General features: G+C 66.2%; 16 protein-coding genes and 2 pseudogenes. 9 read left to right on the top strand and 9 right to left on the bottom strand.

The window, feature by feature from the left end; all coding sequences use genetic code 11:
- Positions 1 to 206 precede the first annotated feature (206 nt).
- On the top strand, positions 207 to 1,619 hold the full coding sequence (locus ACTRO_RS28005) for an IS1380 family transposase (RefSeq protein WP_034267804.1): 1,413 nt from the start codon (positions 207 to 209) through the stop codon (positions 1,617 to 1,619).
- 157 nt (positions 1,620 to 1,776) lie between these two features.
- Here ACTRO_RS28005 and ACTRO_RS28000 read toward each other — a convergent pair whose 3' ends face one another.
- Positions 1,777 to 2,601, bottom strand: coding sequence for a hypothetical protein (locus ACTRO_RS28000; RefSeq protein WP_034267801.1), 825 nt, complete (start codon positions 2,599 to 2,601; stop codon positions 1,777 to 1,779).
- A gap of 1,321 nt (positions 2,602 to 3,922) precedes the next feature.
- Between ACTRO_RS28000 and ACTRO_RS27995 the strand changes: the two genes are divergently transcribed.
- The 6 genes and pseudogenes from ACTRO_RS27995 to ACTRO_RS51110 all read left to right on the top strand — a co-directional run.
- Positions 3,923 to 4,684: an ERCC4 domain-containing protein gene (locus ACTRO_RS27995; protein WP_245594698.1), complete on the top strand. Its 762-nt coding sequence runs from the start codon at positions 3,923 to 3,925 to the stop codon at positions 4,682 to 4,684.
- Positions 4,685 to 4,792: 108 nt separating this feature from the next.
- Positions 4,793 to 6,262 (top strand): hypothetical protein, encoded by a 1,470-nt coding sequence (locus ACTRO_RS27990; RefSeq protein ID WP_034267799.1) that lies wholly within the window; start codon positions 4,793 to 4,795, stop codon positions 6,260 to 6,262.
- A gap of 55 nt (positions 6,263 to 6,317) precedes the next feature.
- Complete coding sequence (locus tag ACTRO_RS27985) at positions 6,318 to 7,343, top strand: AAA family ATPase (RefSeq protein ID WP_157436492.1); 1,026 nt, start codon at positions 6,318 to 6,320, stop codon at positions 7,341 to 7,343.
- A 178-nt stretch (positions 7,344 to 7,521) separates the two neighbouring features.
- A complete protein-coding gene (locus ACTRO_RS27980; protein WP_211244432.1) occupies positions 7,522 to 9,117 on the top strand; it encodes an AAA family ATPase in 1,596 nt (531 codons plus the stop codon).
- Positions 9,118 to 9,190: 73 nt separating this feature from the next.
- Positions 9,191 to 9,757 carry an ATP-binding protein gene (locus ACTRO_RS27975; protein WP_051451500.1) on the top strand — a complete coding sequence of 189 codons (567 nt, stop codon included), beginning with the start codon at positions 9,191 to 9,193 and terminating at the stop codon, positions 9,755 to 9,757.
- A gap of 457 nt (positions 9,758 to 10,214) precedes the next feature.
- A pseudogene (locus ACTRO_RS51110) lies at positions 10,215 to 10,522 on the top strand (carboxymuconolactone decarboxylase); the annotation flags it as partial.
- Positions 10,523 to 10,620: 98 nt separating this feature from the next.
- Here the strand turns inward: ACTRO_RS51110 and ACTRO_RS27965 are convergent.
- Positions 10,621 to 10,863, bottom strand: a complete 243-nt coding sequence (locus ACTRO_RS27965) for a hypothetical protein (protein ID WP_034267792.1) — start codon at positions 10,861 to 10,863, stop codon at positions 10,621 to 10,623.
- Positions 10,864 to 11,020: 157 nt separating this feature from the next.
- On the bottom strand, positions 11,021 to 11,686 hold the full coding sequence (locus tag ACTRO_RS44005; protein WP_051451499.1) for an STAS domain-containing protein: 666 nt from the start codon (positions 11,684 to 11,686) through the stop codon (positions 11,021 to 11,023).
- A gap of 834 nt (positions 11,687 to 12,520) precedes the next feature.
- Here ACTRO_RS44005 and ACTRO_RS27955 point away from each other — a divergent pair.
- Positions 12,521 to 13,549 carry an IS3 family transposase gene (locus tag ACTRO_RS27955; protein ID WP_051451498.1) on the top strand — a complete coding sequence of 343 codons (1,029 nt, stop codon included), beginning with the start codon at positions 12,521 to 12,523 and terminating at the stop codon, positions 13,547 to 13,549.
- Here ACTRO_RS27955 and ACTRO_RS27950 read toward each other — a convergent pair.
- Entirely contained in the window at positions 13,529 to 14,605 is a 1,077-nt protein-coding gene (locus tag ACTRO_RS27950) for a hypothetical protein (protein ID WP_034267790.1), read from the bottom strand. The genes ACTRO_RS27955 and ACTRO_RS27950 overlap by 21 nt on opposite strands.
- A gap of 297 nt (positions 14,606 to 14,902) precedes the next feature.
- Between ACTRO_RS27950 and ACTRO_RS48280 the strand changes: the two genes are divergently transcribed.
- Complete coding sequence (locus ACTRO_RS48280) at positions 14,903 to 15,505, top strand: hypothetical protein (RefSeq protein ID WP_169739771.1); 603 nt, start codon at positions 14,903 to 14,905, stop codon at positions 15,503 to 15,505.
- A 180-nt stretch (positions 15,506 to 15,685) separates the two neighbouring features.
- Here ACTRO_RS48280 and ACTRO_RS51105 read toward each other — a convergent pair.
- The 5 genes and pseudogenes from ACTRO_RS51105 to ACTRO_RS48275 all read right to left on the bottom strand — a co-directional run.
- Positions 15,686 to 15,793, bottom strand: a pseudogene (locus tag ACTRO_RS51105) (ATP-binding protein); the annotation flags it as partial.
- A gap of 559 nt (positions 15,794 to 16,352) precedes the next feature.
- The gene (locus ACTRO_RS27945; RefSeq protein WP_034267787.1) at positions 16,353 to 16,724 is read right to left on the bottom strand and encodes a hypothetical protein; all 372 of its coding nucleotides are present in this window, start codon (positions 16,722 to 16,724) and stop codon (positions 16,353 to 16,355) included.
- 713 nt (positions 16,725 to 17,437) lie between these two features.
- Positions 17,438 to 18,340, bottom strand: a complete 903-nt coding sequence (locus tag ACTRO_RS46065; protein ID WP_084316571.1) for a TIR domain-containing protein — start codon at positions 18,338 to 18,340, stop codon at positions 17,438 to 17,440.
- 196 nt (positions 18,341 to 18,536) lie between these two features.
- Complete coding sequence (locus ACTRO_RS27935; protein WP_157436491.1) at positions 18,537 to 20,210, bottom strand: DUF6119 family protein; 1,674 nt, start codon at positions 20,208 to 20,210, stop codon at positions 18,537 to 18,539.
- Positions 20,211 to 20,379: 169 nt separating this feature from the next.
- On the bottom strand, positions 20,380 to 20,994 hold the full coding sequence (locus ACTRO_RS48275) for a DUF4352 domain-containing protein (RefSeq protein ID WP_034267779.1): 615 nt from the start codon (positions 20,992 to 20,994) through the stop codon (positions 20,380 to 20,382).
- Between the last annotated feature and the right edge of the window lie 7 nt (positions 20,995 to 21,001).

The raw sequence follows: 21,001 nt of genomic DNA, 5'->3' as shown, positions 1-21,001 counted from the left end.
CGAGTGCGTGAGGGGGCTCACTCTAGGCAGCTGGAGAAAGTCTTGGGTGAATGCGCCTTGGGCCGTGTCGCACCGGCTCGGCTGTCAGCCTCGACGCTTCATTAGCGTCGTCCGGATCGTGGTCCTGATATGCAAAAGTGCCCCCTGAACTGGGAAGATGTGACTTGTCTAGGGTCACATGTTCCAATGCAAGGAGCACCTTCGAAGTGAAGGCTGCTACGTCGCGTCCGCGTCTTGTCGTCTCGTCCGATGGGCGGGGTGTGGTCGGGCATGCCGGGTCTCGGCTGTTGGCGGACGTGGCCGAGGTCACGGGCCTGGAGGCCGGGTTCCTCGACGCGCTCGCCCCGCTGCGGCGGCGGGCCGGGGGGCACGCGCCGGGGCGGGTGGCGGTGGATCTCGCGGTGATGCCGGCGGACGGCGGCGAGGCGATCAGCGACCTCGCCGTGCTGCGCGAACAGGCGGAACTGTTCGGCCCGGTGGCATCCGACCCGACGGCCTGGCGGGTCCTGAAATCGATCGACGCCGCGGTGATCGCCCGGCTGCGCGGCGCCCGGGCGGCGGCGCGCGAGCTCGCGTGGGCGCAGCGCGCCGAGACGCGCGGCGACCTGCCGCCGGCCGAAGCCGCCGGACGGGTCATACCCGGGCTGGTGCTCGATATCGACGCCTCGATCGTCATCTGCCACTCCGAGAAGCAGAACGCGACCCCGACCTGGAAGAGGAGCTTCGGCTACCACCCGCTGCTGTGCTTTCTGGACAACAGCGGCGCGGCCCTCGCGGGCATCCTGCGTCCCGGGCGTGCCGGGTCGAACACGGCGGCCGATCACATCGAAGTGCTCGATCTCGCCCTCGCGCAGATCCCGGATACACATCGGCATGGCACCCCGATCCTGGTGCGGACGGACACCGCCGGATGCGCACAGGCGTTCCTCACCCACATCAGGTCTCTGCGCGCCGGCGGCGTGGACGTGCGCTTCTCGGTCGGCGCGCCGATCGACGAGCCGGTCCGCCGGGCGATCGCGAAGCTGCCGGCCACCGCGTGGTACCCGGCACTCGAGGCCGACGGGCAGGTGCGCGACGGCGCCGAGGTCGCCGAACTGACCGGGCTGCTCTACGGCCACGGCACGAACCTGCCCGAAGGCACCCGGTTCCTCGTGCGGCGCGAGCGCCCGCACCCCGGCGCGCAGTTGAGCCTGTTCGACGCCATCGAGGGACTGCGCCACCAGGTGATCGCCACCGACACCCCGCTCGGCGACGGGCCTTTGACCTGGATCGAGGCACGCCACCGGGCACACGCCCGAGTCGAAGACCGTATCCGCACGGCCAAGGACAGCGGGTTCGGCCGCTTCCCGTCCCGCGAATACGCGATCAACCAGGCCTGGCTCGAACTCGCCCTGACCGGGATCGACCTGACCTGCTGGATGAGGATGCTGCTGCTCGAGGGCGATCTCGCGCTCGCCGAGCCGAAGAAGATCCGCTACCGGCTGCTGCACGTCGCAGCGCGCATCACCAGATCCGCCAGACGCACCCGGCTACGGATCGCCGAGCACTGGCCCTGGGCGAAACAACTGGCGCAGGCCTTCGAACGCCTCGCCGCCCTGCCCCGGCCCCACACCTGCTGAGCCCGCCACAACGACCTCGCAGACCGCGACCCGAAGGAACCAGGAAGAACCCGGCCGCCGCGTCGGCACCCCGGCACACCCTCCGGCCGGGCCCACCAGTCGGCCAGCGCCCAGCAGAATCAGACCACGAACTCACGCCTCTCGTGAAAGACCGGGGTTAGTCGAACTTCAGGCGTGCAGCCCAAGCGCTGCTCCAGCCGCTTCGCCAGACGGCTAGCCCGGTGTAGGTGAAGGTGCAGCTGACACCGACGAACATGTCGTCGCTATCGCCCTCGTGGCGGATAGCGGGGTCGGTCATCGAGGCGCTCAGGTTTTCCAGCGGGATCACAGTTAAGGCGTCACTGTCTGCGTCAGGGTAGTGGTAGACCTCGATCCATCCCTTGCGCACGAAGGGGATCAGCGCAGCGAGTTGCCGGTCGACCCATGTCAGGCGCTCGGCTGGGTCGAGGCCGGCCGGCGGATCGTCCCAGATGCCAAACGCTCCGGTGAGCATGCCACTTGCCTCGGCCGCGCAGACAAGGACTTTGCGTTGGGCGATGGTCAGTTCAGTCCACGTGGGCAAGTCGCTGGTGTCCGCGGTGGGATGGGCGTCGTCGAACCAATGCTCGCGCACGGACTGTGGGGCGGTGAGTTTGAAGCGCCGGGTCGGGCTGGACGTCCAGAGCCAGTTGGCTGGTTCGGCCAGGACCTCTTGAAGCTCCTGGCCGGTCAGAAGCCGGTCGGAGCCCGTAGGCCTGGGGCCGTGGACTTCGTGGATGCCGAGCAGGCCGTGTGTGGCAAGATCCAGCGCTACGGCGGCGAGTTGCGGCACCAGCGAGCGCTGCTCGTCCTGGGTAAAGCTGCGCAGCAGGGGGGCGTGTTCGGCGCCGGACCAGCGCAGCGCGGCGCCGTAGTTCTGGACCATTCCGGCGAGCTGGTAACCGGATATGGCACGACGCATCAACGTCTGTTCGGCGGTGGTCAGGTCATCCCAGGAGCGCATGAAGTGAATACTGCCATCTTGCGTGTTCGACCTGCGGCTAACCGGCCAGGCCAGGCCAGGAGATGACGCACCACTCGGCCCCGATTGAGGGCACGGGCTACCACGCGTCGCCAAGAGGTCCGGACAGCCGATTTCAGTTCGTGATCATCTGTAATGAAGCGGCACACATAGGGGCGCCCGGGCACGGACCGGCGGATCCCGGCACCTCAGGGTTCGATGGTGCGATTTAGGGCACGAAGATCGGCATCCACTGCACTCCGCTCGCACCGGGTCGCCCGGGAGGGTGAGGGCGGGTCATTGGACGGCGCGGCGGGGTCGACGGGTGGATGCGAAACGGCCAGGTCGTGGGTCACGACCTGGCCGTACGGTTACTGTGCGCCGTCAGGGACTTGAACCCCGAACCCGCTGATTAAGAGTCCTGAGATACACCCGTTTAACCCGCCACCTACTGCTAGGCTATCCGTTTGGTAGCCGTATGTCCAAGTCTCACGCCGCCAATCATCCCCGCCATTCCATTTCATTCCGCCCTGTTCCGCGGCGCACGCTCGAACGCCGCTCGCACGGATTCCGAACGTCACCGTTGCGGCTTGAACCATGCTGGAGCTGATCCAGGATTGATCCGCTGACGGCGCATCAGCGGTCCGGAATGCTTTCACCAGCACATCACTCAGCTAGAGCGGCACAGCAGGCGCTCACCGCCTGATCGGTCAAGGCGGATGCGTATGGCAGCCGCCGGTAAAGCGTCACATGCATCGTGCCGGTGGTCCGGAAGGCATCCCGACATGTCATCCACGTGGAGCAGGGCAGGGCTCATGCCAGCCGGGGAGAGACGGCCCGGCTTGTTCGCCCCGCCGGGAGCCGAGAGGGCCGCCGACGGCGCCATCTTCAATTGCCGCCTCGCGTGGCCCTCCACCGCTCGCCGGCACCGCCCGAATGAGCCCACCCCGCCGCATCCGGCCCGTCCACGCCGTCGTCCACCAAGCAACCATGCCCGACACGCTGCCATGTAGAACCCAATGTTGGCGTGCCCCTCATCCCCATATCGGAGAGTGTCGGGAGGCACACCTAGGGTGTCGACGTGGACTCGACGGTGGGCCGGGAAATACTGGTGGCGGTGAACCCGAACACCAGCTCGAGCCTGCCGTTCCTGCTTCTGGTTCCCGTGAACGGAGGGTTGCTCTTCGCCACGTCCGGACTCTGGCCCAGGACCCGCAGCCTTTACTGCAGTGCGCTACCGCGGCGGTGCTGGCCGAAGTCTCCAGAGCTGGTGGACCGTTGTGGGGTGCTCTCGTGCGAGAGGCGTGGAGCAAGTATCGACTTGGTGCTGGACCGGGCCACGAAGAATCGCTCCCAACTCGTGTTCACCACCTGCCGCGGCCGCGAGATGGTCTTCTGGCAGAGCCCGCGGGCCCGCGGCCACTACCCGGAGCGTACGGTCGTGCCCGCCAGCAGCGCGGCCGGGATGACGGACCTCGAGATCATCGTGGACACCCGTGAGAAGGACGGATACGACTTCGCCTACCAGCCGGTGCGCCCGGTTCGGCACAAGCTGGCCTGCGGTGACTACGGCGTCGTGCACGACGGCCGACTGGTGGCGGCGGTGGAGCGCAAGTCGATGCCGGACCTGGCCGGCTCTCTCGCCGACCGGCGGCTGGAGTACGCGCTTGCCGAGCTCGCCGTGCTACCTCGCGCTGCCGTGGTCGTCGAGGAGGACTACAGCCGGCTGTTCGCCCTCGAATATCTACGCGAAGCGCGGATCGCGGACCAGCTCGCGCGGTTGCAGATCCGCTACCCGAGTATGCCGATCCTCTTCCTCGCCACCCGCGGCCTCGCACAGGAGTGGGTCTACCGATTCCTATCCGCCGCTCGCCAGTGGGCGGTGAACGAGCCGTCCGCCATCGCTCGCGTAGAAGGCGAAGGCCGCGCTGGGAACCGTGCGCTTCGTCGCGCCCCTGTTGCCTATTCGGCTCAAGAAGCCAAGGTGCGCAGATGGGCGTACACGGTCGGCCTGCCTCAGCCCGAGAACGGCCCGATCCGTCCAGAGCTCTGGGGCGCCTGGCGCAGAGCCCATCCGCAAGGCTGACCGTGGCCGTCGGCCCGCTGCCGTCCGCCGACCTTCTCCGGTCGGCGGGCAGCCGGCGTTGCTTGGAATCACCCTGTCACGTCGTGACGGCCCTGATACCGTTACAGAGTGCGACGCGACCGAACCCGGCAGCTTCTTGACCGCTTCGAGGTCTGGCTTTCGGACAAGGGACTCAGCGAACTGGCCGAGCCCGCGCAGTTCCTGCTGACGGGGCGAAGAAACTACAGCACCTCGCGAGAGCCGACCTACTGGCGCAGCGGCGACGTCCACGCGCTGCTGCTCGTCATAGCGCCGGAACGGTTGACTGACCCCGGTACTCTGGCCGAGCACGGCGCCGAGGCGCTCGAGGCGTTCCTGCGCTTCCTGGACGAGACCGGCAGGCTGCACCCGGCCAGCACGAAGATCCCGGCACTGCTCAAGGAACTCGCGCGGGCCGCGGACAAGATGGCGCCCGCGATGGCCGACCGCTCCCGGTGGGGCATGGCCAAAACCCTGTACACGGCGATGCTGGCCGACGGTGTCGCCCTCGGCGACGAATCCGGCGCCCAGAACTGGTTCGCCGCGTTCAACGAGACCGACGAGCAGCACCGCCACACCGTGCTCGCGGCCCTTCTCACCAGGCAACCGGAACTGCGTGACGCTTATTTCGTCGTCCGCGACGGCATTGTTGCCGCGCTACGCCGTGACCAGCGAGACACGCTCGCCCCGGCACAGTTGCCTACGCAACTGCAGGTTCCGCAGCCCCAGACCTATCGGGCTGTGCGTCTGCGCCCTGAGACCGAACTCGCCGTGCACGCCGCCCGCAGCCTCACCCTGCATCGCATGGCGGCGCTGGCCGAGTGGGCGCGACCGGGGCGCGCGGTGACCAAGAAGGGCGAACTGCTCGACCGGGACCTGACCACCGCAGCCGAGTTCATCACAGAGCATTGCGTAACTCCCAGCTCGGAGCTGGTGCTGGGAACCGAGGTACTGCCGGTCGCGTACGCCATGGAGTGCGTCGAGATCCGATACGGCAAGCTCACGGCAGGCGAGCGGCTCGGCGAGTTGACCGCCGTGCTCTCCGGCGGAGCCTCCCCGGCCGACATCCTGTCGTACTGGCTCGAGGCCTTCGACTGCGCCATGCGGCCCGACCGCACTCCCGTCCGGGACCGCCACCTGGCGAAGCTCGACCCGATCATCGAAGAGCTCGAACCGATCAGCGCATGGACACTCGAAGCGCTCTACATCGCCGCCCGTCCACTGGCCTGGGACGATCTGATCTCCGAGACGCTCGCCGACTCGCAGTTCGAAGGAGCCGACGACGACAAGCTGCTCGGGCTGCTCATCAGTACCAGTGTCCGGGCCAGGTTGCACGCGGCGATGCGCCACGGCGCGGTCAGCGCCACTTGGGACACCTCGATGCCGGCCGCGCTGGATGAACAGACCCGCGCCACGGCCCAGCGGCTGGTCGAACAGGGCACCGAACCTTGGCAGATGCTCGAGCTACCGGGTCTGACCATCGAACTCACCCCACTCGGTACGTGGGGCATGCGCGAGAACCTTCACGCCGAAGGCAACATCGCCCCTGTCAAGAAATAGGACGACCGGCCAGCCCGACGCGCCCGGGGGTCGGCTGATCCTGTGCGGATCGGCGATGAGTGTGATGAGCGAGCTGCTCTCCGGTACCAAGCCGCTGCGTGGCCGCGCGGTCCTCGACCTGCGCCTGGCCGCGTTCGACTACCGCGACGCCCGCCGGATGTGGCAGATCGAGGACCCGCACACAGCGCTGCTCGTCCACAGCGTTCTGGGCGGAGCCCCCGGCTACCGCGCCCTCGCCGACGCCCCGGTTCCCCAGAGCGAGGCGGAATTCCCCGGCTGGGTCCAGCGCACCGTGCTCGATCCCACCCTCGCGCTCTACAGCCGCGCGGAGGCCGAGTATCTGCTGCGCGAAGACCCGAGGATCACCCATCGCTCGCTCTACTACGACATCCTCGGCGCCATGGCCTCCGGCGCCAGCACCGCCAGCAGCATCGGCAGCTTGATCGGGCGCGAGCGCGGCGCGATGACCCACCCCCTCGACGTCCTCGAATCCACCGGCTACGTCACCCGCTCCGAGGACATACTCCGGCCCCGCAAACCCACCCTCACCCTGACCGACCCCATCGTGCGGTTCAACCAGCTGATCACCCTGCCCTACGCCCCGCTCATCGAGGACGGGCGCGCGGCCGACGCCTGGTCCGCCGGCCGCCCCACCTTCCACGCGAAGATCCTCGGCCCCCACTTCGAGGAACTCACCCGGGTCTGGACCCGCCGCTACGCCCGCGACGAAACCGACGGCCTCGAGATCGGCCCGGTCGGCTCCGCCGAGATCTCCGACGCCAAGACGCGCACCAAGCACGAGGTAGACGTCCTCGCGCTCGCGCCGGGCGAACGACCACGCAGCCCCCACGCCCGCATCACTCTGCTCGGCGAGGCCAAGGCCACCCTCAGCCCGAGAGGACCCGCCGACCTCGACCGACTGGACCGCATCCGGACCCTGATCGGCGAGCAAGGACACGACGTGCGCGACACGAAACTCGCACTCTTCTCCCTCCACGGCTTCGACCGCAACCTCCACGCGGCCGCGGCGGCACGCGATGACGTGCTCCTGATCGGGCTGAACCACTTGTACGGTGGCTGACACCGCGAGGAGACGGCAGCCGGCCGCTGATCGTTCGAGCCGCCCGATGGGCTTATGCGCTGCCGTGCGTACGAACTTATGCGTGGCAAACTGCAGCTACCGCGCAGCTCGTGCGGCACAGCAAGAAAGATCCGCAGTGGCTGCGCACCTACGGCTCCCGCGCCGAGTCGAGGGCGCCATGAGCGAGATCGTCAACGGCCAAGCCGCCTCTCACTGCCGCTACCGCGGGTATGCCAAGACCTACGGTAAGTGCACTGAACCGTACTTCAGTGCACTATACTTCAGTGATACATGCTCAAGCCATGCTGCTGGAGGCGCCGTGCTCAAGCCGACCCACATCTTCGATCGAGACCAGGAATGGCAGGGGCTATCCTCGTTCATCGAGCGCACCGGGCCGAACGCCACGCTGGGAGTGATCAGCGGACGCCGCCGTCAGGGCAAGAGCTTTCTGCTTCAAGCCGCGGCGGAGGCCGCCGGTGGACTGTACTTCGCCGCCACCGAGGCCACCGAAGCCGAGTCCTTGAGGATGTTCGCCGACGCGCTGGTTCGACACGCCCGGGCGCCCGTCGAGTATCCGTTCCGAGACTGGAACGACGCGATAGCGTTCCTGTTCCGTCAGTTCACCGGGAAGCCGACCCCCGTCGTCATCGACGAGTTCCCCTTCCTCGCTCGCGCCTCGCCGTCACTGCCCTCGATCATTCAACGCGAACTCGGCCCCGGCGGCAGCGGGCGGGGCAGCTCCGCGCGGCTACTGCTGTGCGGTTCGGCGATGTCGGTGATGGGCGGGCTACTGGCCGGCCAGGCGCCGCTGCGCGGCCGGGCCGGACTCGAACTGGTTGTCCAGCCCTTCTCCTACCGGGACGCCGCCGAGTTCTGGGGACTGACCGATCCGAGACTCGCGCTGCTCGTGCACATGGTCGTCGGGGGCACCCCCGCGTACCGGGAGGAGTTCACCGGCTCGGACGCCCCGGACGGCCTCGCCGATTTCGACGCATGGGTCGTGCGCACCGTACTGAACCGGCAGAGCCCGCTGTTTCGCGAAGCGAGGTATCTGCTGGCGGAAGAGCCCGATATCCGGGACCCCGCGCTCTACCACTCGGTACTGGCCGCGATCGCCTCGGGCAATACCACCAACGGCGGCATCGCGAGTTTCATCGGCCGCAGATCCGACCAGATCGCACACCCGCTCAACGTGTTGGAGGACTGTGCGCTGATCTCCAAGCAGCCTGACCTGTTCCGCTCGGGCAAAGCCCACTACCGCATCGCCGAACCGTTGATCACCTTCTACGAGGCGATCATGCGGCGACGCTGGGCGGAACTGGAGCGCAACCGGGCACCGGCCGTCTGGGAGGCGACCAGACCGACCTTCCTCAAGCAGGTAGCCGGGCCGCACTTCGAATCCGTCTGCCGCGACTTCGCCGCCGAAGCCGACGCCGAACTGTTCGGCGGCCTGCCCGCCGAAGTGGGATCCGCCACCGTGAACGATCCGGCCGCACGCACCCAAATCGAGATAGATGTCGCCGTCCTGGCAGCCCAGGATTCCGATGCGCCACGGCGGATCCTGTCCCTGGGCGAAGCCAAGTGGGGCGAGACCATCGGACACGGCCATCTCCACCGCCTCGAGCGCGCCCGCGACCTGCTCACCGCCAAAGGCTACGACACCCGCGAGACCGTCCTGACCTGCTATAGCGCTGCCGGATTCACCCCCGAACTCCAACAAGACAAGCGCGACCACGTGCTGCTGATCGGACCGCCCCAGCTCTACGCCCGCTGAATCTTCCGCCCACACCCGGTGCGCAGCTCGAAGGGCGCTTCTCCCCCACCTGACCCATCCCGAATCACCGCTTGTGCACAGCGTCCTGGGCGGAGCGCCCGGCTACCGCGCCCTCGCCGACGCCCCCCAGAACGAGGCGGAGTTCCCCACCTGGGTCCAGCGCACCGTGCTCGATCCCGCGCTCACGCTCCACAGTCGCGCCGAGACCGAGGGCACCGCCAGCAGTATCGGCAGCCTGCTCGGCCGCGAGCGCGGAGCGATGACCCACCAGCTCGACGTCCTCGAGTCCACCAGCTACGTCACCCGCTCAGAGGATATGCTCCAGCCGCGCACGCCGACCCCCACTCTGACCGATCCGATCGTGCGGTTCAGCCAGCTGATCACGCTGCCCTTTGTTCCGCTCATCGAAGACGGGCGCGCAGCGGTCGCCTGGGCCGCCGGCCGCCCCACCTTCCATGCGAGATCCTCGGCCCGCACTTCGAAGAGCCCGCCCGATTCTGGACCGGCCGCCACGCCCGCGACGAAGCCGACGGCCTCGGGAGATCGGGCCGCAGTGCTCTGCGATCCTGCCGTTGCTTCTGGGACTGAAGGAGAGAGGCTGCGGCTTGTCCAAGGATACGACGTTGCTGTTCGGGCTTGAGGGGTGGAGGTGGCTGAAGTGGCCCCTGGATTCCCGACGCGGTTGATCGATAGCGCGAGGGCGACCGCTAAACGGGAGCGGGCCGTCAGCCCCGTCGGCGATCTCCTATTTGTGCCGGTTCGTTTCGCCTATACCGTCCACCACGCGGTCGGGCCGTCCCTCGGCAGCGATGAGGCTGTCATTCCAGACGGGCACCTCGACATCACAGAACCCTTGGGATATGTCGGATCCCGACTGCCGCAGTCGATGTCCCCGCCGCCAGCGCCCACCGAACCCGAGGCCGCGCTCAACGGGGAGTTGGCCACCGCGCGGCCGTGCGTAACCGAACTTATGCAGCACGACTGTGTGAGCCTCCCCCGTCGAAGGGCCGATGTTCGATGCCGTGAATCTGCTTACACGGATCCCCTCACGGCCTCGAAAGGGTCCGCGAAGACCCCGACCTCGCCTGGAGGACCGCGTGACCCCGAACTCCGACACCCCTGTCCTCGGCACCCTCGCCGCCATGACGGTCAACTCGATCGAGCGCTGCGGCCTGCCCCCGGACATGCTCATCCTCACCCGCATCGCCGCGCTCGCCGCCATGGACGCGCCCCGGTCTCCTGCCTCGCCCACATCGAGCCCGGCCTCAAAGCCCAGCTGACTGCGAGCCGGCTGCAGGACGTCCTGGTCGCCATCGCCCCCATCGTCGGCACCGCGCGCGTCATGTCGGCTGGCGGCAAAATCGCCGAAGCGCTCGGCATCGCCATCGAAGTGACCGAGGCGAAAGGCCGAGACGGGGGCATAGGGCACCTCCGATCCGCCGACGCACCGGCGTTGGCGGATCGGGGTGTCGAGCGGGATCCTGCGAGCGAACACGGGCGAACTCAATCCGACTGCATCGCCAGTGGCTCGCCGGCGTGCTCCGAGTTGTAAATATGCGTGCACTCGTCGTGCCGGGGGAAGGTGCCCTCGGATCCCCAGCTCGCGCCCTGCTTCTCGAGCTCGACTGGGAAGCCGCACAAAGCCCGGCGCGCGCCGCCTTCCGCCTCCATCTCCACCACGTGCCATTCGTCGTCGTTGAGCGGCACAGAGCCGTATGACCAGCGGTAACGCTGCGTGATCTCCATACGGCAATTATCACCAGGGTGCTCACACGCCGCGACCGGGCCGCGGGGAGCCACCGAGGTAGTCGCCGCTCCCTTCGGTGCGGTTGTACCCGTCTCCCTCACCCTCCCCATGGGGTTTGCTACGCCCGGCCGACGAAGCAGAGGAGCAGGTCGCAGCTCACGAGCGACCGGGAAGCCGTGAGTGGCATGCCTGACATATTTCCTCGGTATGCGGTGTCGTGTCGGACATGCCGGTGATCACTGCCCATTGCTTGAGGAAGCTTGCCAGCAGCGCTTCGCCTGGGTCGTTGGTGACCGCCCGCGCCGCCAGTGCTCTCCAGCCTCCCCCCTCGCCGTACAAGGCCTCGACCGTGCGGCAGACCTGCGCGAACCGACAGCAGGCTGGTACGGTCGGCCCAGTTCTGGGCGTGTCGACCTCCTGCCTGCAGCGTGTCTTCGTCGGGCCGGTCACTGGGACGCGACGAGCCATCCGGGTGTGTTCGACCGTCGCGTGCACGATGAAGTCGGCATGGAGCCGGGTGATGACCAAGAGCCTGATCAACTTGAGTGAGGGCATGACCAGTCTCAGCTGGCCGCCGTTCTCGGCCGCGAGCAGCCGGATCCGGCATAGGGCTCGGAGGCCGGACGCATCACAGAAGGTGAGAGCGCTGAGATCGAGCGCGATCGAGTTTCGGCCGCCGTAGATCAGAGTTTCGAAAAAGCGGATGACGTGTTCGCACTGCGCGATGTCGAGTTCGCCTTGCAGTGCCACCACCGCGCAGTCCGCACCCGCTGAGAGCAGCCGGATGGCCAGGATGTCTTCGGTGCCCGTGCTGGTATCCATGATCGCCTCGGGATGGCCGGGAAGGGTGGGGCCATCACCGGGGTCCGGGGCGATATACCTGATGCTAGGTCAGGCGGGGTGCGATGTATATACGCTTTGCGCGACTCGAAGCCCCGACTGGTTGTACATGTCTTGTATATGTCGGTCAGCGGCTCGCGGGCTTGTGCGAGCCGATCGTCGCGCCGCCGTTGCTCTCCTTCGGCTGCGGCTGCGGCGGGCCGGGCCGCAGCCCGGTTCGACTTCGACGTCGTCGAGGGACTCCGCGCGCTTTTCTTCGCGGACGGTGCAGCGCCGCTGACGCGTCGCCGGGCGGGCACGAGCACGGGCAAAGCCGGCGACTCATTCCCGCGGCTGACCTTCAGGGCTGCGGACCGGCTGCTCCCGTGGCGGGTTCGTCCGACTTCGGTCGTGGCCTTTTCCGCAGAAGGAGCTCTTGCCGAGGTGCCCATCAGCGCTGCCCCCGGCGGCTCCGAGCCGCCCGCGCGCCCGCCGGCGCGGCAACCGGGCTGACCGGGCTCGAGATCACGGCTGACGTCAGGGAGAAGGACGGGTACGGCTTCCCCTGCCGACCCGTGCACCCGGTGCGGCACGGCCTGGTGTGCGCACGCACGCGTCCATAGGGGAACTGTCGCGTCGAGTGGTTCCGGCGACGAGGTTCGCGGCGATGGCGCCGCCCCGAGCTTTGATGTGTGGAGTGGACACGGTTTATGCCACCACTTCGCCGCGTCGTGGCTTTGACATGCGGCGGGATGGGGTTCCGGCGTTGTATCCGTCGCGCTGCAGGACAGCAACAGAGCGTAGGTAGCGGGGCTGCAGCTGCCAGGGTTCTGGTTCATGCCCTCTCGCCGCGATCTCGAAGCCGCTCTCGCCGACGCCCGCAGGCAGCTGCGGCGACAAGAACACGAACTACGGGATCTGCGCGAGGAAGCCGACGTTCTGCGGGAAGCGGCCGAGGCATTGATCCATCACGCGCCGGCCCGGGAACGGTTCACGTTCATCCACGCGCTCCGTGGCCGGCTCGCAGTCCGGCGGATCTGCCGGATCATCGCCACCGACCACGCCGGCTACTTCGCCTGGGTGCGTGCAGAACACAAGCGCACGGTCCGCAGCCTTGAGGACCGGGAGCTGCTGCAGCTCATCACAGAGATCCACACGGCTCATCCCGCATACGGGGCGGAACGGATAACCAGGGAGTTGAAAAATCAGGGAACACAGGTCGGCCGACGCAGGGTCGCCCGGCTCATGCGGGAGAACGGCATCGCCGGAATCACCCGGCGCCAGCGCCGCAATCTGACTAAACCCGACAAAGGCGCCGCCGCGATCCCCGACCTGCTCCAGCGGAACTTCACCGCTCCCATGCCCGGCCTGAAGCTGACCGGTGACATCTCCTGTTTCCGCACGTCCGAAGGATGGGTTTACCTCGCGACCGTGATCGACCTATGTAGTAAGGAGTTGATCGGCTGGGCCATCGCCACGCACATGCGCGCCAGCCTCGTAGCCGATGCGATGACCATGGCGCACGACCGCGGCCTGACCGCCGGCAACGCAATCATGCACACGGACCGCGGAGGTCAGTATTTTGCGAAGACATACCAGCGGCTCCTACACCGCCTCGAAATACGACAATCCACAAGCCGCACCGGCTCCTGCCTCGACGGCGCCGCAGCAGAATCTTTCTTCGCCACCATCAAATCCGAGATCGGAACCGACTTCTGGCCCGACAGAGCCAGCGCCCGACGCGATATCGAACACTACATCAGCGACTACAACACCCGACGGCTACACTCCGCAATCGACTACCAGCCGCCCGCCACCATGCGCCTGGCCTGGCAAACCCGCATGTCAATAGCTGCACAAGACTAGGTGGTGGCATAAACCGTGTCGACTCCACGCGTACGGCGCCTCCACCGTCGCCACCACGCCGCCCGAACCATCCGTCAACTGCCAGCTGCCGTCCGCGCCCTGCCCGATCGAAAGACCCTTGAGCGACAGCGGAAACTGCCACACGTTCCCAGCCGACGCGGACGCCAGCGTCAACGACTCCTTCACCCCGTAGGTCTCACTGGTCAGCGACAGGTTCGTCTCCGGAAGAATCCCCGGATAGGTCAGAGTCATTCCGTCAGCCGACTCCACACCCCCGACGTCCCCAGCCCCAGCCAGCGACCAGCCGAACTCCTCCGACGAGGGCAACGTCAACGACGCAAGCAGACCGGTCGAGGAGGACCCCAGCGATGCGGAACCACCCGCCGGCGCGGAAGATGACGCAGCGGACGGCGAGGCCGAGGCTGACGTCGACGGCGAAGCCGACCCGCTCGGGCTCGGGCTCGCTAAGACATCCTGGGCCCGCAATACCCCTGTCGACTGGCCCGTGACCCCCGAGCCCGCTCCCGAGGCCACCGCGAGACTCAACCCGAACGAGTTCGCCTTGACCGTGTAGCTCCTCCCCGACCCGCCCAGCGCGAGCGAGTTGTCGATCAAGCGCCAATGGCCACTCGAGTCCTTGAAATTGACCGGCGCCTGAGACACATGCTCGGTCAGCGAGCCATCAGAGTTCTTGTACCACGTCTGGTACGGACTCGTGCGCGACTGATCCAGCACACTCGTACGCGCATCGAACCCCCGCGTGATCGACCCCGACAGTCCCGCCTTGCCAGCCTGCGGTGCACCGTCGCCAGCTGCAGCCAACTGAGCCTTGCCCACACCCGGAGCGTGACCTGAACCACGCCCGGCCTTCGTCCCATGCGCGCCTGCGTCCCGGCCGTCCGTCTCGCCTGGCAAACTCGCCGACACGTCGTCGAACAGGCCCTCCACAAAGTGCAGGAACGAGGCGAAAGGCAAGCGTCCCGGCGTCAACTGCTCCGCCGTCGCCGACTGCGTCGCCACACCCAGCGCGAGAAGCAGGGACACGGACATCGCCACCGCACGCGACCTGCGCCGCGTCCAGACAGGCCGACGTACCCAACGAGCGCGCACCAGACCCCCCCCCCAGGGCTCTCACTGTGAATGATCGCGAACATGGAACTCCGCATGACTACCAGGAGTGCCGTCTCGCGCACAAGACTGTTTCAAAATCAAGACATAGAACATTGACCCCAGAGCCGGACATCCCCGGCGCCGCGTGGCCGAACCGTTACCTTTCCGCGTGCGCGCCTGCCCCAGCACACGGACTCGTGGGTTATAGTGCTCCCCCCAAACCCCACAAGCCGAAGGGCCGCGATGGCGGGCGCACGCAGCCGCAACAACATCACCACGCGCAGTCAGGTGCCCGACACGCGCAGGCTCCCCATCCCGGGCCTGGAACGGCTACTCAAATTGGCCCAGGTGCGACCGTACGCCACTGCTGCTGCTTGCAGCGGCCTCGCACTCGCGGCACTCTCGTTGGCAGCAGCCGCCTTTTGGCCCCACGAGTCACATCGGTATGAGGCCCCCACCACCGCCCGACAGTACAGTTCCTACACAACCTGCCTGCTCGCCGACAGCCAGGGAGTCACCAGCGCCGCAGCGGCACCCGTCTGGTCCGCGATGCAGACTGCTTCACGTGCAACCACGGAGCAGGCCCACTACCTGGCCGTCAATGGCACCGACACACTCGCAAACACTGAGGCATATCTCAATTCTCTTGCACAACAGGCGTGCAATGTCATTGTGGCCACCGGAACGCAGCCAGCCGCCGCAGCCCGCGCACGCGCAGCCGCATACCCCGGCATCCATTTCATCATCGTCGGCTCCGACGCATCCCACACCGCGAACCTCGAGACCGTGCAGGCCAACCAACTCGCCAACAACCTTGAGTCCTCTTATCCGAGGCCGAGTTCCTGATTGAAATTCCTCAATATCCGGCCGAATTCGTCTACCCCACGGGATTCTGATATTGGACAGCCAGACTGAGGTCTTCCGCGCAACATCGTGAGTGCTCGTTGTGACGGCAGCGTAGAGCCCCATCGTCCGTCCATGATCTGACGCGCTGTCACGACAGGATGAAACCCCTGGTAGGGGCAGTCTTGTCGAGGGGCCGTTCATGAACACCTGGTGGCTCGTGTTGCTGAGTCTGTCCAGAAGCGACTCTGCGACCACGAGGTTGGGGAAGAGCGGGTACCAGCCTTGGGGCGTGGGGCGTCGAGCTTCGGATGGGCGGCAGCAGCCGAGCAAGGGCTTGAACGGCTGACGGTGGACGCAAACCCGCATTAGGGGGACAGCAGCAGTCCCCGGAACAGGGCCGGCACGGCTGCCAGTGACCACGTGGCGCTTGGCGGCTTCGGGCGACGAGAGCTCTACCCGTTGTGGCCGACAGGCGGCCCTGGGGCGACGTCGGGTGAAGTATTGGAACGCCACCATCAGGACAAACACCGAAGCCAGGTCCCGCCATCGTGATGTCATCCTGTGGGCCTCACAACCGACGCTCTGCCATGCAGAACCCGACTTATGCATGGCAAGTAAAGTCTTGTATCACTGATATTGCCGGGAACTGATGGCCGATCTGGTGCACGGTTCGCATTCGCCCAGTCGAGAAACTGGCCGAGGAGTGCTCGGGTTCGGGCGACTGGGAGTGTGGCAGAAATTTTTAACGAGCTGAACGCCTGCAGTTCACTGAGATCAAGCCTAGAACCAGTGATGGATGAAGGGTCCCCCAGATTGCCAACGGCATCCCATATCGAGATTTAATTCTCTATAAGTATTTCTCGGGCACCCTCTGCGTATTGCGCGCTTCCAGCATCGAGTAGAAAACATCCACATGCCAGCCACTCAGCCGCTGACCTACCTGATCTAAATAGATAATCATGCGGTTATCGCCCGACAGGACTGCGGCTGCCTGAAGTATCGACTTTTCCGTGACGGACCACGTGCCTTCGCCGAGGATTGCCTTCCAATCGATCCTCGGCGTGGTAGCGTCGCAGTGGGTCAGAAACCACTTCAGATCCCGGCTAATTTTCTGCTCGCTGATGAGGAACACGACGCTGACCGCCCACCGAGCATTCGGATCGATAGCTGCCTTTTCGCGCATCGCTTTGAGCAGCGCGTCGTATGTGCAGCCGGGCATTTTATGCCTCCACTGATTTGTTAAGTTGGCATATCCGACTGTGAAAAGAACCATGGAGTCCGGCGACCGTAGGTCAATGATCCCGTCTGGGCGTCTACCGGAAACAAGGTCGACTTATGCATGACAGGGGCGCCTCGCCGGCCAGCGGTGCGTCGTGGCCATCGAGACTCTCGGTGGTGGCGGTTTTGTGGTGCCCTTTCATTCGAATATGGTCGAGTACGACACCTACGCGGCCGTTGACAGCGGGCCTCCACTACGCGGCGAATTGGCGACCGCAGCGAAGGCAATAGATTTGGGTTAGGCGATCTTCGGGAACCTTGACCGGTTCCCATGGGTGGCATGGCGGTGCAACAATTATCATGTCATTTGGCTCGTGCAGTGCGTCTGGCTCATTTGGATTAGAGAAGGCGCTCGTCGAGATAGTAATGCCCTTAATTCGGCGAAAGGCTTCCTGGGCACTGCCATATGCCTCACGCAGCAGCGGGCCGACGGCTAGTTGTCGCGCATACTCGAGCTGCTCAGCCGTCCACCACTGATTGGCTGCTGCGGAGGCGCCACACAGTGGACAGAAGTAGACTGCTGGGTCAGTCTCACCGTCCGGCTGCTCAGCGGTTGGCCCGCGATGCCACTTGAACTGCAGTAGGCAGTGAGGACACTCGCGTCGCAGGAAACCATCATCATCCACCGGCATCGACACTGAGAAGCTGCTCATCTCAGCCCACCAAGCTAATGAAGCATTCTTTGCGGATGGGCTTGCCCTCGGCCGTGTGGCCCGTGATAGTTACGTCGAAATGGCTGGCATTGCTCGGCATTGTACGCGAACATACTAGATGCGCGCTCTTCCCTGCGGGAAGTCTCGTGAGAGGTAGATCTTGGCTGATGATTCGGAAACCTAGAATCTCTTCTGGCAGGGACACGTCCAGGTTATAGATATCTTCGAGTCCTTGATTAATGATTTCTAGTCGTCCACCGTTGGCTCGATCGTGATACCTCGCGTCAACCTGAACCTTCGCCACGGCGGTACCACTCGGAACTCGCTTGCCCAGCGCGATGCCGCCTCCTGGCGGGTCAGGCGGCGTGAAGTCGCCTGCGGTGAACCAGTCCGTGCCGCCAGTGTTGACCGAGCAGCCCGCGGTCTTAAGCCTCTGAGCAAGCGCTTGGCGTCTATCTGCACCATTTGACATGCGCACCGCGTGCCGACCGGCAACGTCGCTGAAGGGACGAAGCTCGCCGAGTTCCACAAGCACTGTCCGATTCGGGGCTTGACCCATCGCCATACCGGCTTCGAACAGGACATTCGGCCGGGCCTGCGCCTGCGGTGTTCCTTCGGGATCATTCGGTCCGTGCGCGTATTCTGTCCGCAAGTACGCGATGTCATCGGGTGTCAGGAGCACGACGATGGCCTGGGCAGCTTCCAGAGCCACTTCTAGGACTTTACCGATGTACGGTGACCCCTCGCCAGTCATCGTGATCGCCTCCGACCATTCGATGGGCGACAGGTCAAGTGCCCGCAAGAACGTGAACATGGCCAACCGCGCGTCGTCGTTCCGTCCATGGACCACGAATACTTTGCGTGCCCGATCCTCTCGGGCTGGTGCGGCTTCTGTCACAGCCATCCTTCCGGCCTTGTCCCGCGGGCGATGAGGGCTTGACTCTCAACGCACATCTGCGCTGACAGTCAGGCTACACGGGTCGTTCGACTGAGGAGGGCGGGATCAAACGGCCGCGGGGCAGCATGCGTGAGCCACCGAAAGAAAGCCGCGCCACGTCGCGAGTTCGGAGTCATGAGTGGCGTGCTCATTTTCTAGGCCATCACGGAGCCATACGCGGGCTGACGCTGATCACTTCGACCTCGACGCCGATCTCGTTGAGGCTGTCGGTGGCCGTGGCCAGCGCGAGCAGCGCGAACGGTGGGAGTGACTCGGGGGTGACCGGCAAGCCCCTCTCGTGCAGGATGGCGAAGACCAGCTTCTTGGGGACGAAGTCCGGCGGGATGGTGCGGCCCGAGCCGTGGGTCGCCACCAGTTCGGCGAAGTCGGCCCGTGCGCTGGCGTGGCCGAGGAGTGTCTGGACGGCGTTGATGGCCTGCCAGAACAGGTGGCTCAGCGGCTTGGCGCTGGCCGCGCGTTTGATCAGCACGAGGGTGTCGTCGTCGGCGAGGCCGTCGCAGATCTCGAGGGTGCCGGTCGACGGGCGCAGCGGGTTCGGGATGGTCTTCTGGTCCAGGTTGACGTACCCGTCGACCGCTCCCGGCACCGCACGGCAGTAGTCCTCTTCGCGGGGGTGCGTCGTGCGGTGCCAACCGGGCAGTTTCAGGCAGGGCTGTGCGGGGAACAGACTCCGGATCCGATCGCGTCGGCTCCCGAGGTAGGCGCGGTCGAGCTCGTACCAGTGCCCTTCCATCAGGACGAATCGGCGTGAGTTGATCGAGGCTTCGACCTCGATGCACTTGTACGGCGCGACGCTGAAGAGCCTGTCGGTGTGCCGCCGGTCGCGGAACGCCTCGATGGTTCCGCGCTTGAGCGCTGTGATCCGTCTGCCTGGTCGCTGCTGTAGATGTGCGCGGCGCACGACATCTTGCAGCGTCGGCTCTGGCGTCGTGGTGGCGGATTCCGCTGAGCCGATGCGCAGCTGGAACGACTTGGCGTCTTCCCAGTCCTCGGCGTACTCGCCCGGAGCGACGAGCGTGATTCCGGACGCATCGCGGCGGCCGAGTCGCTCGTCGAGGGCATCGTCCAACTGGGAGATTATGGCCGGGTCCGCGACGGGTTCGAGGTGGTCGATAATCTCGAGGCCGGGGGCTGGAGGCTGTTCTCGGAGCACGCGGGCGATCTCGCGGATGTCGGCGATCAGGGCGGCACCGTCGAGGCCGAAGCGGGCGCGCAGGCCGACGCCGCCGTGCAGCGTGACTGGTCGGGTACGGTTTTCGGCGCAGGTGAGCTTCAGGTCGCCGGCGGCTTTGCCGCCGAGGTTCCGGATGACCTGGAGCTCGGAGTGCACGCTGAGCATCCACCATGGCGCGCCAGCGGCGACGTGGGTGATCGCGGTCCGGCCGCCCATGCCGAGGCTGCGCCGGGCGACGGAGTTGATCTTCTCGGCGTCGATCGTGCGGGCGACGTAGGCGATCCCGAAGCGCCGGTCCTTCAACCCGTCGGGCACGAGCCGGTGCCCTTCGCCGTATACGAGCACGTACAGCTCGCCGTCGACGGACAGGATCAGCAGCGCCCCGGCGTCCTGCTGGGTTCCGGCCACGGGGACACCCGCGGTCGCCTCGGCCTGCTCGCACCAGCTGGCTTGCAGGACTGGCCACTGGGCCATGATGAAGACGGCGGTGACGTCGGGGCCGTAGTCCGGGAAGTCGATCTGGGCCTTGAGGCGGTCGAGCAGCTCGGCGTCGAGGAGTCCAAGGACATCGTTGGCGTCGCCGGCGGTGTGCTGCAGCTTGTAGAGGGTGCGGATGTCACTGACGGTGCGGAGGTTGCGCATGGTCACCTCTTCGGCTCGGGGAAGGAAAGCGAATTCGGCCTCTTTCAGGCCCGGCGTCCGGCTCGTGCCGTGGTGGCGGCACGGCCGGACGCGACGGCGGTTGATTACGGGAGAGGGGTGGCGGGTCGGCCTGGATCAAGCGCTCAACAGCTTGGAGCCGGGGTCGGCCCTACGAGGCCTGCCATTGCGCGGTGGCGCCGAGGCCGCCGTCGAGCGAGAACTGGACGTCGGCGGGTTCGTCCTTGGTGGGCATCTGCACGATGATGAAGCCGAGCTGGGAATCTCCGGGCGCGATGTTGACGGTGGAGGCGAACCCGTGGCCGGCCGTGGAGTCGGTCATCATGATTTCGGGCTGGAAGGACTGGCCCGCATCGTCGAGGATCTGGACGTCGAGGTAGGGGTCGTCGCTGAACGCGTTGGTGCCGCTGTTGGTCAGACGGAACTGGACGGCGACGTAGCGCTTGCCGTTGTCCGGGGTCGAGAAGCCGTCGGTGGCGTGCACGCCACTGGTGACGATTTTGATGAGCTTGACGGTCACCTTGTCGTTGTCGATCTCGCTTGCGAGCGTAATCGAGTCGCCGACCTTCGCCTTCTGTGAACCGGTCTTGTGGGCTGAGGATCCGGCCGTGGCGGCTGAAGCCGCGCTGTGCGTGGTGTGGTCGGCCGAGGTGTTGACGCCGCCGTCGGAGCCCAGATCGCAGGCGCTGGCCGTTGCGATGAGGCTGGCGGCGAGGGCTGCTGCGGAAAGGAACCGGGCGGTACGGGCGTTCGCGGACCTGGTCATCGTTGCT

Source organism: Actinospica robiniae DSM 44927, assembly GCF_000504285.1.
Lineage (GTDB): Bacteria > Actinomycetota > Actinomycetes > Streptomycetales > Catenulisporaceae > Actinospica > Actinospica robiniae.
The sequence above is the reverse complement of the archived record's forward strand: the minus strand, read 5'-3'. Positions and strand labels throughout refer to the sequence as shown.

Bases quoted from the DNA above. Each gene is read 5' to 3' on its own strand.
- ACTRO_RS28000 (WP_034267801.1), bottom strand. From the start codon at position 2,601: ATGCGCTCCTGGGATGACCTGACCACCGCCGAACAGACGTTGATGCGT.
- ACTRO_RS27985 (WP_157436492.1), top strand. From the start codon at position 6,318: ATGAGTGTGATGAGCGAGCTGCTCTCCGGTACCAAGCCGCTGCGTGGC.
- ACTRO_RS27980 (WP_211244432.1), top strand. From the start codon at position 7,522: ATGAGCGAGATCGTCAACGGCCAAGCCGCCTCTCACTGCCGCTACCGC.
- ACTRO_RS27965 (WP_034267792.1), bottom strand. From the start codon at position 10,863: ATGGAGATCACGCAGCGTTACCGCTGGTCATACGGCTCTGTGCCGCTC.
- ACTRO_RS44005 (WP_051451499.1), bottom strand. From the start codon at position 11,686: ATGGATACCAGCACGGGCACCGAAGACATCCTGGCCATCCGGCTGCTC.
- ACTRO_RS27955 (WP_051451498.1), top strand. From the start codon at position 12,521: ATGCCCTCTCGCCGCGATCTCGAAGCCGCTCTCGCCGACGCCCGCAGG.
- ACTRO_RS48280 (WP_169739771.1), top strand. From the start codon at position 14,903: ATGGCGGGCGCACGCAGCCGCAACAACATCACCACGCGCAGTCAGGTG.
- ACTRO_RS27945 (WP_034267787.1), bottom strand. From the start codon at position 16,724: ATGCCCGGCTGCACATACGACGCGCTGCTCAAAGCGATGCGCGAAAAG.
- ACTRO_RS46065 (WP_084316571.1), bottom strand. From the start codon at position 18,340: ATGGCTGTGACAGAAGCCGCACCAGCCCGAGAGGATCGGGCACGCAAA.
- ACTRO_RS27935 (WP_157436491.1), bottom strand. From the start codon at position 20,210: ATGCGCAACCTCCGCACCGTCAGTGACATCCGCACCCTCTACAAGCTG.
- ACTRO_RS48275 (WP_034267779.1), bottom strand. From the start codon at position 20,994: ATGACCAGGTCCGCGAACGCCCGTACCGCCCGGTTCCTTTCCGCAGCA.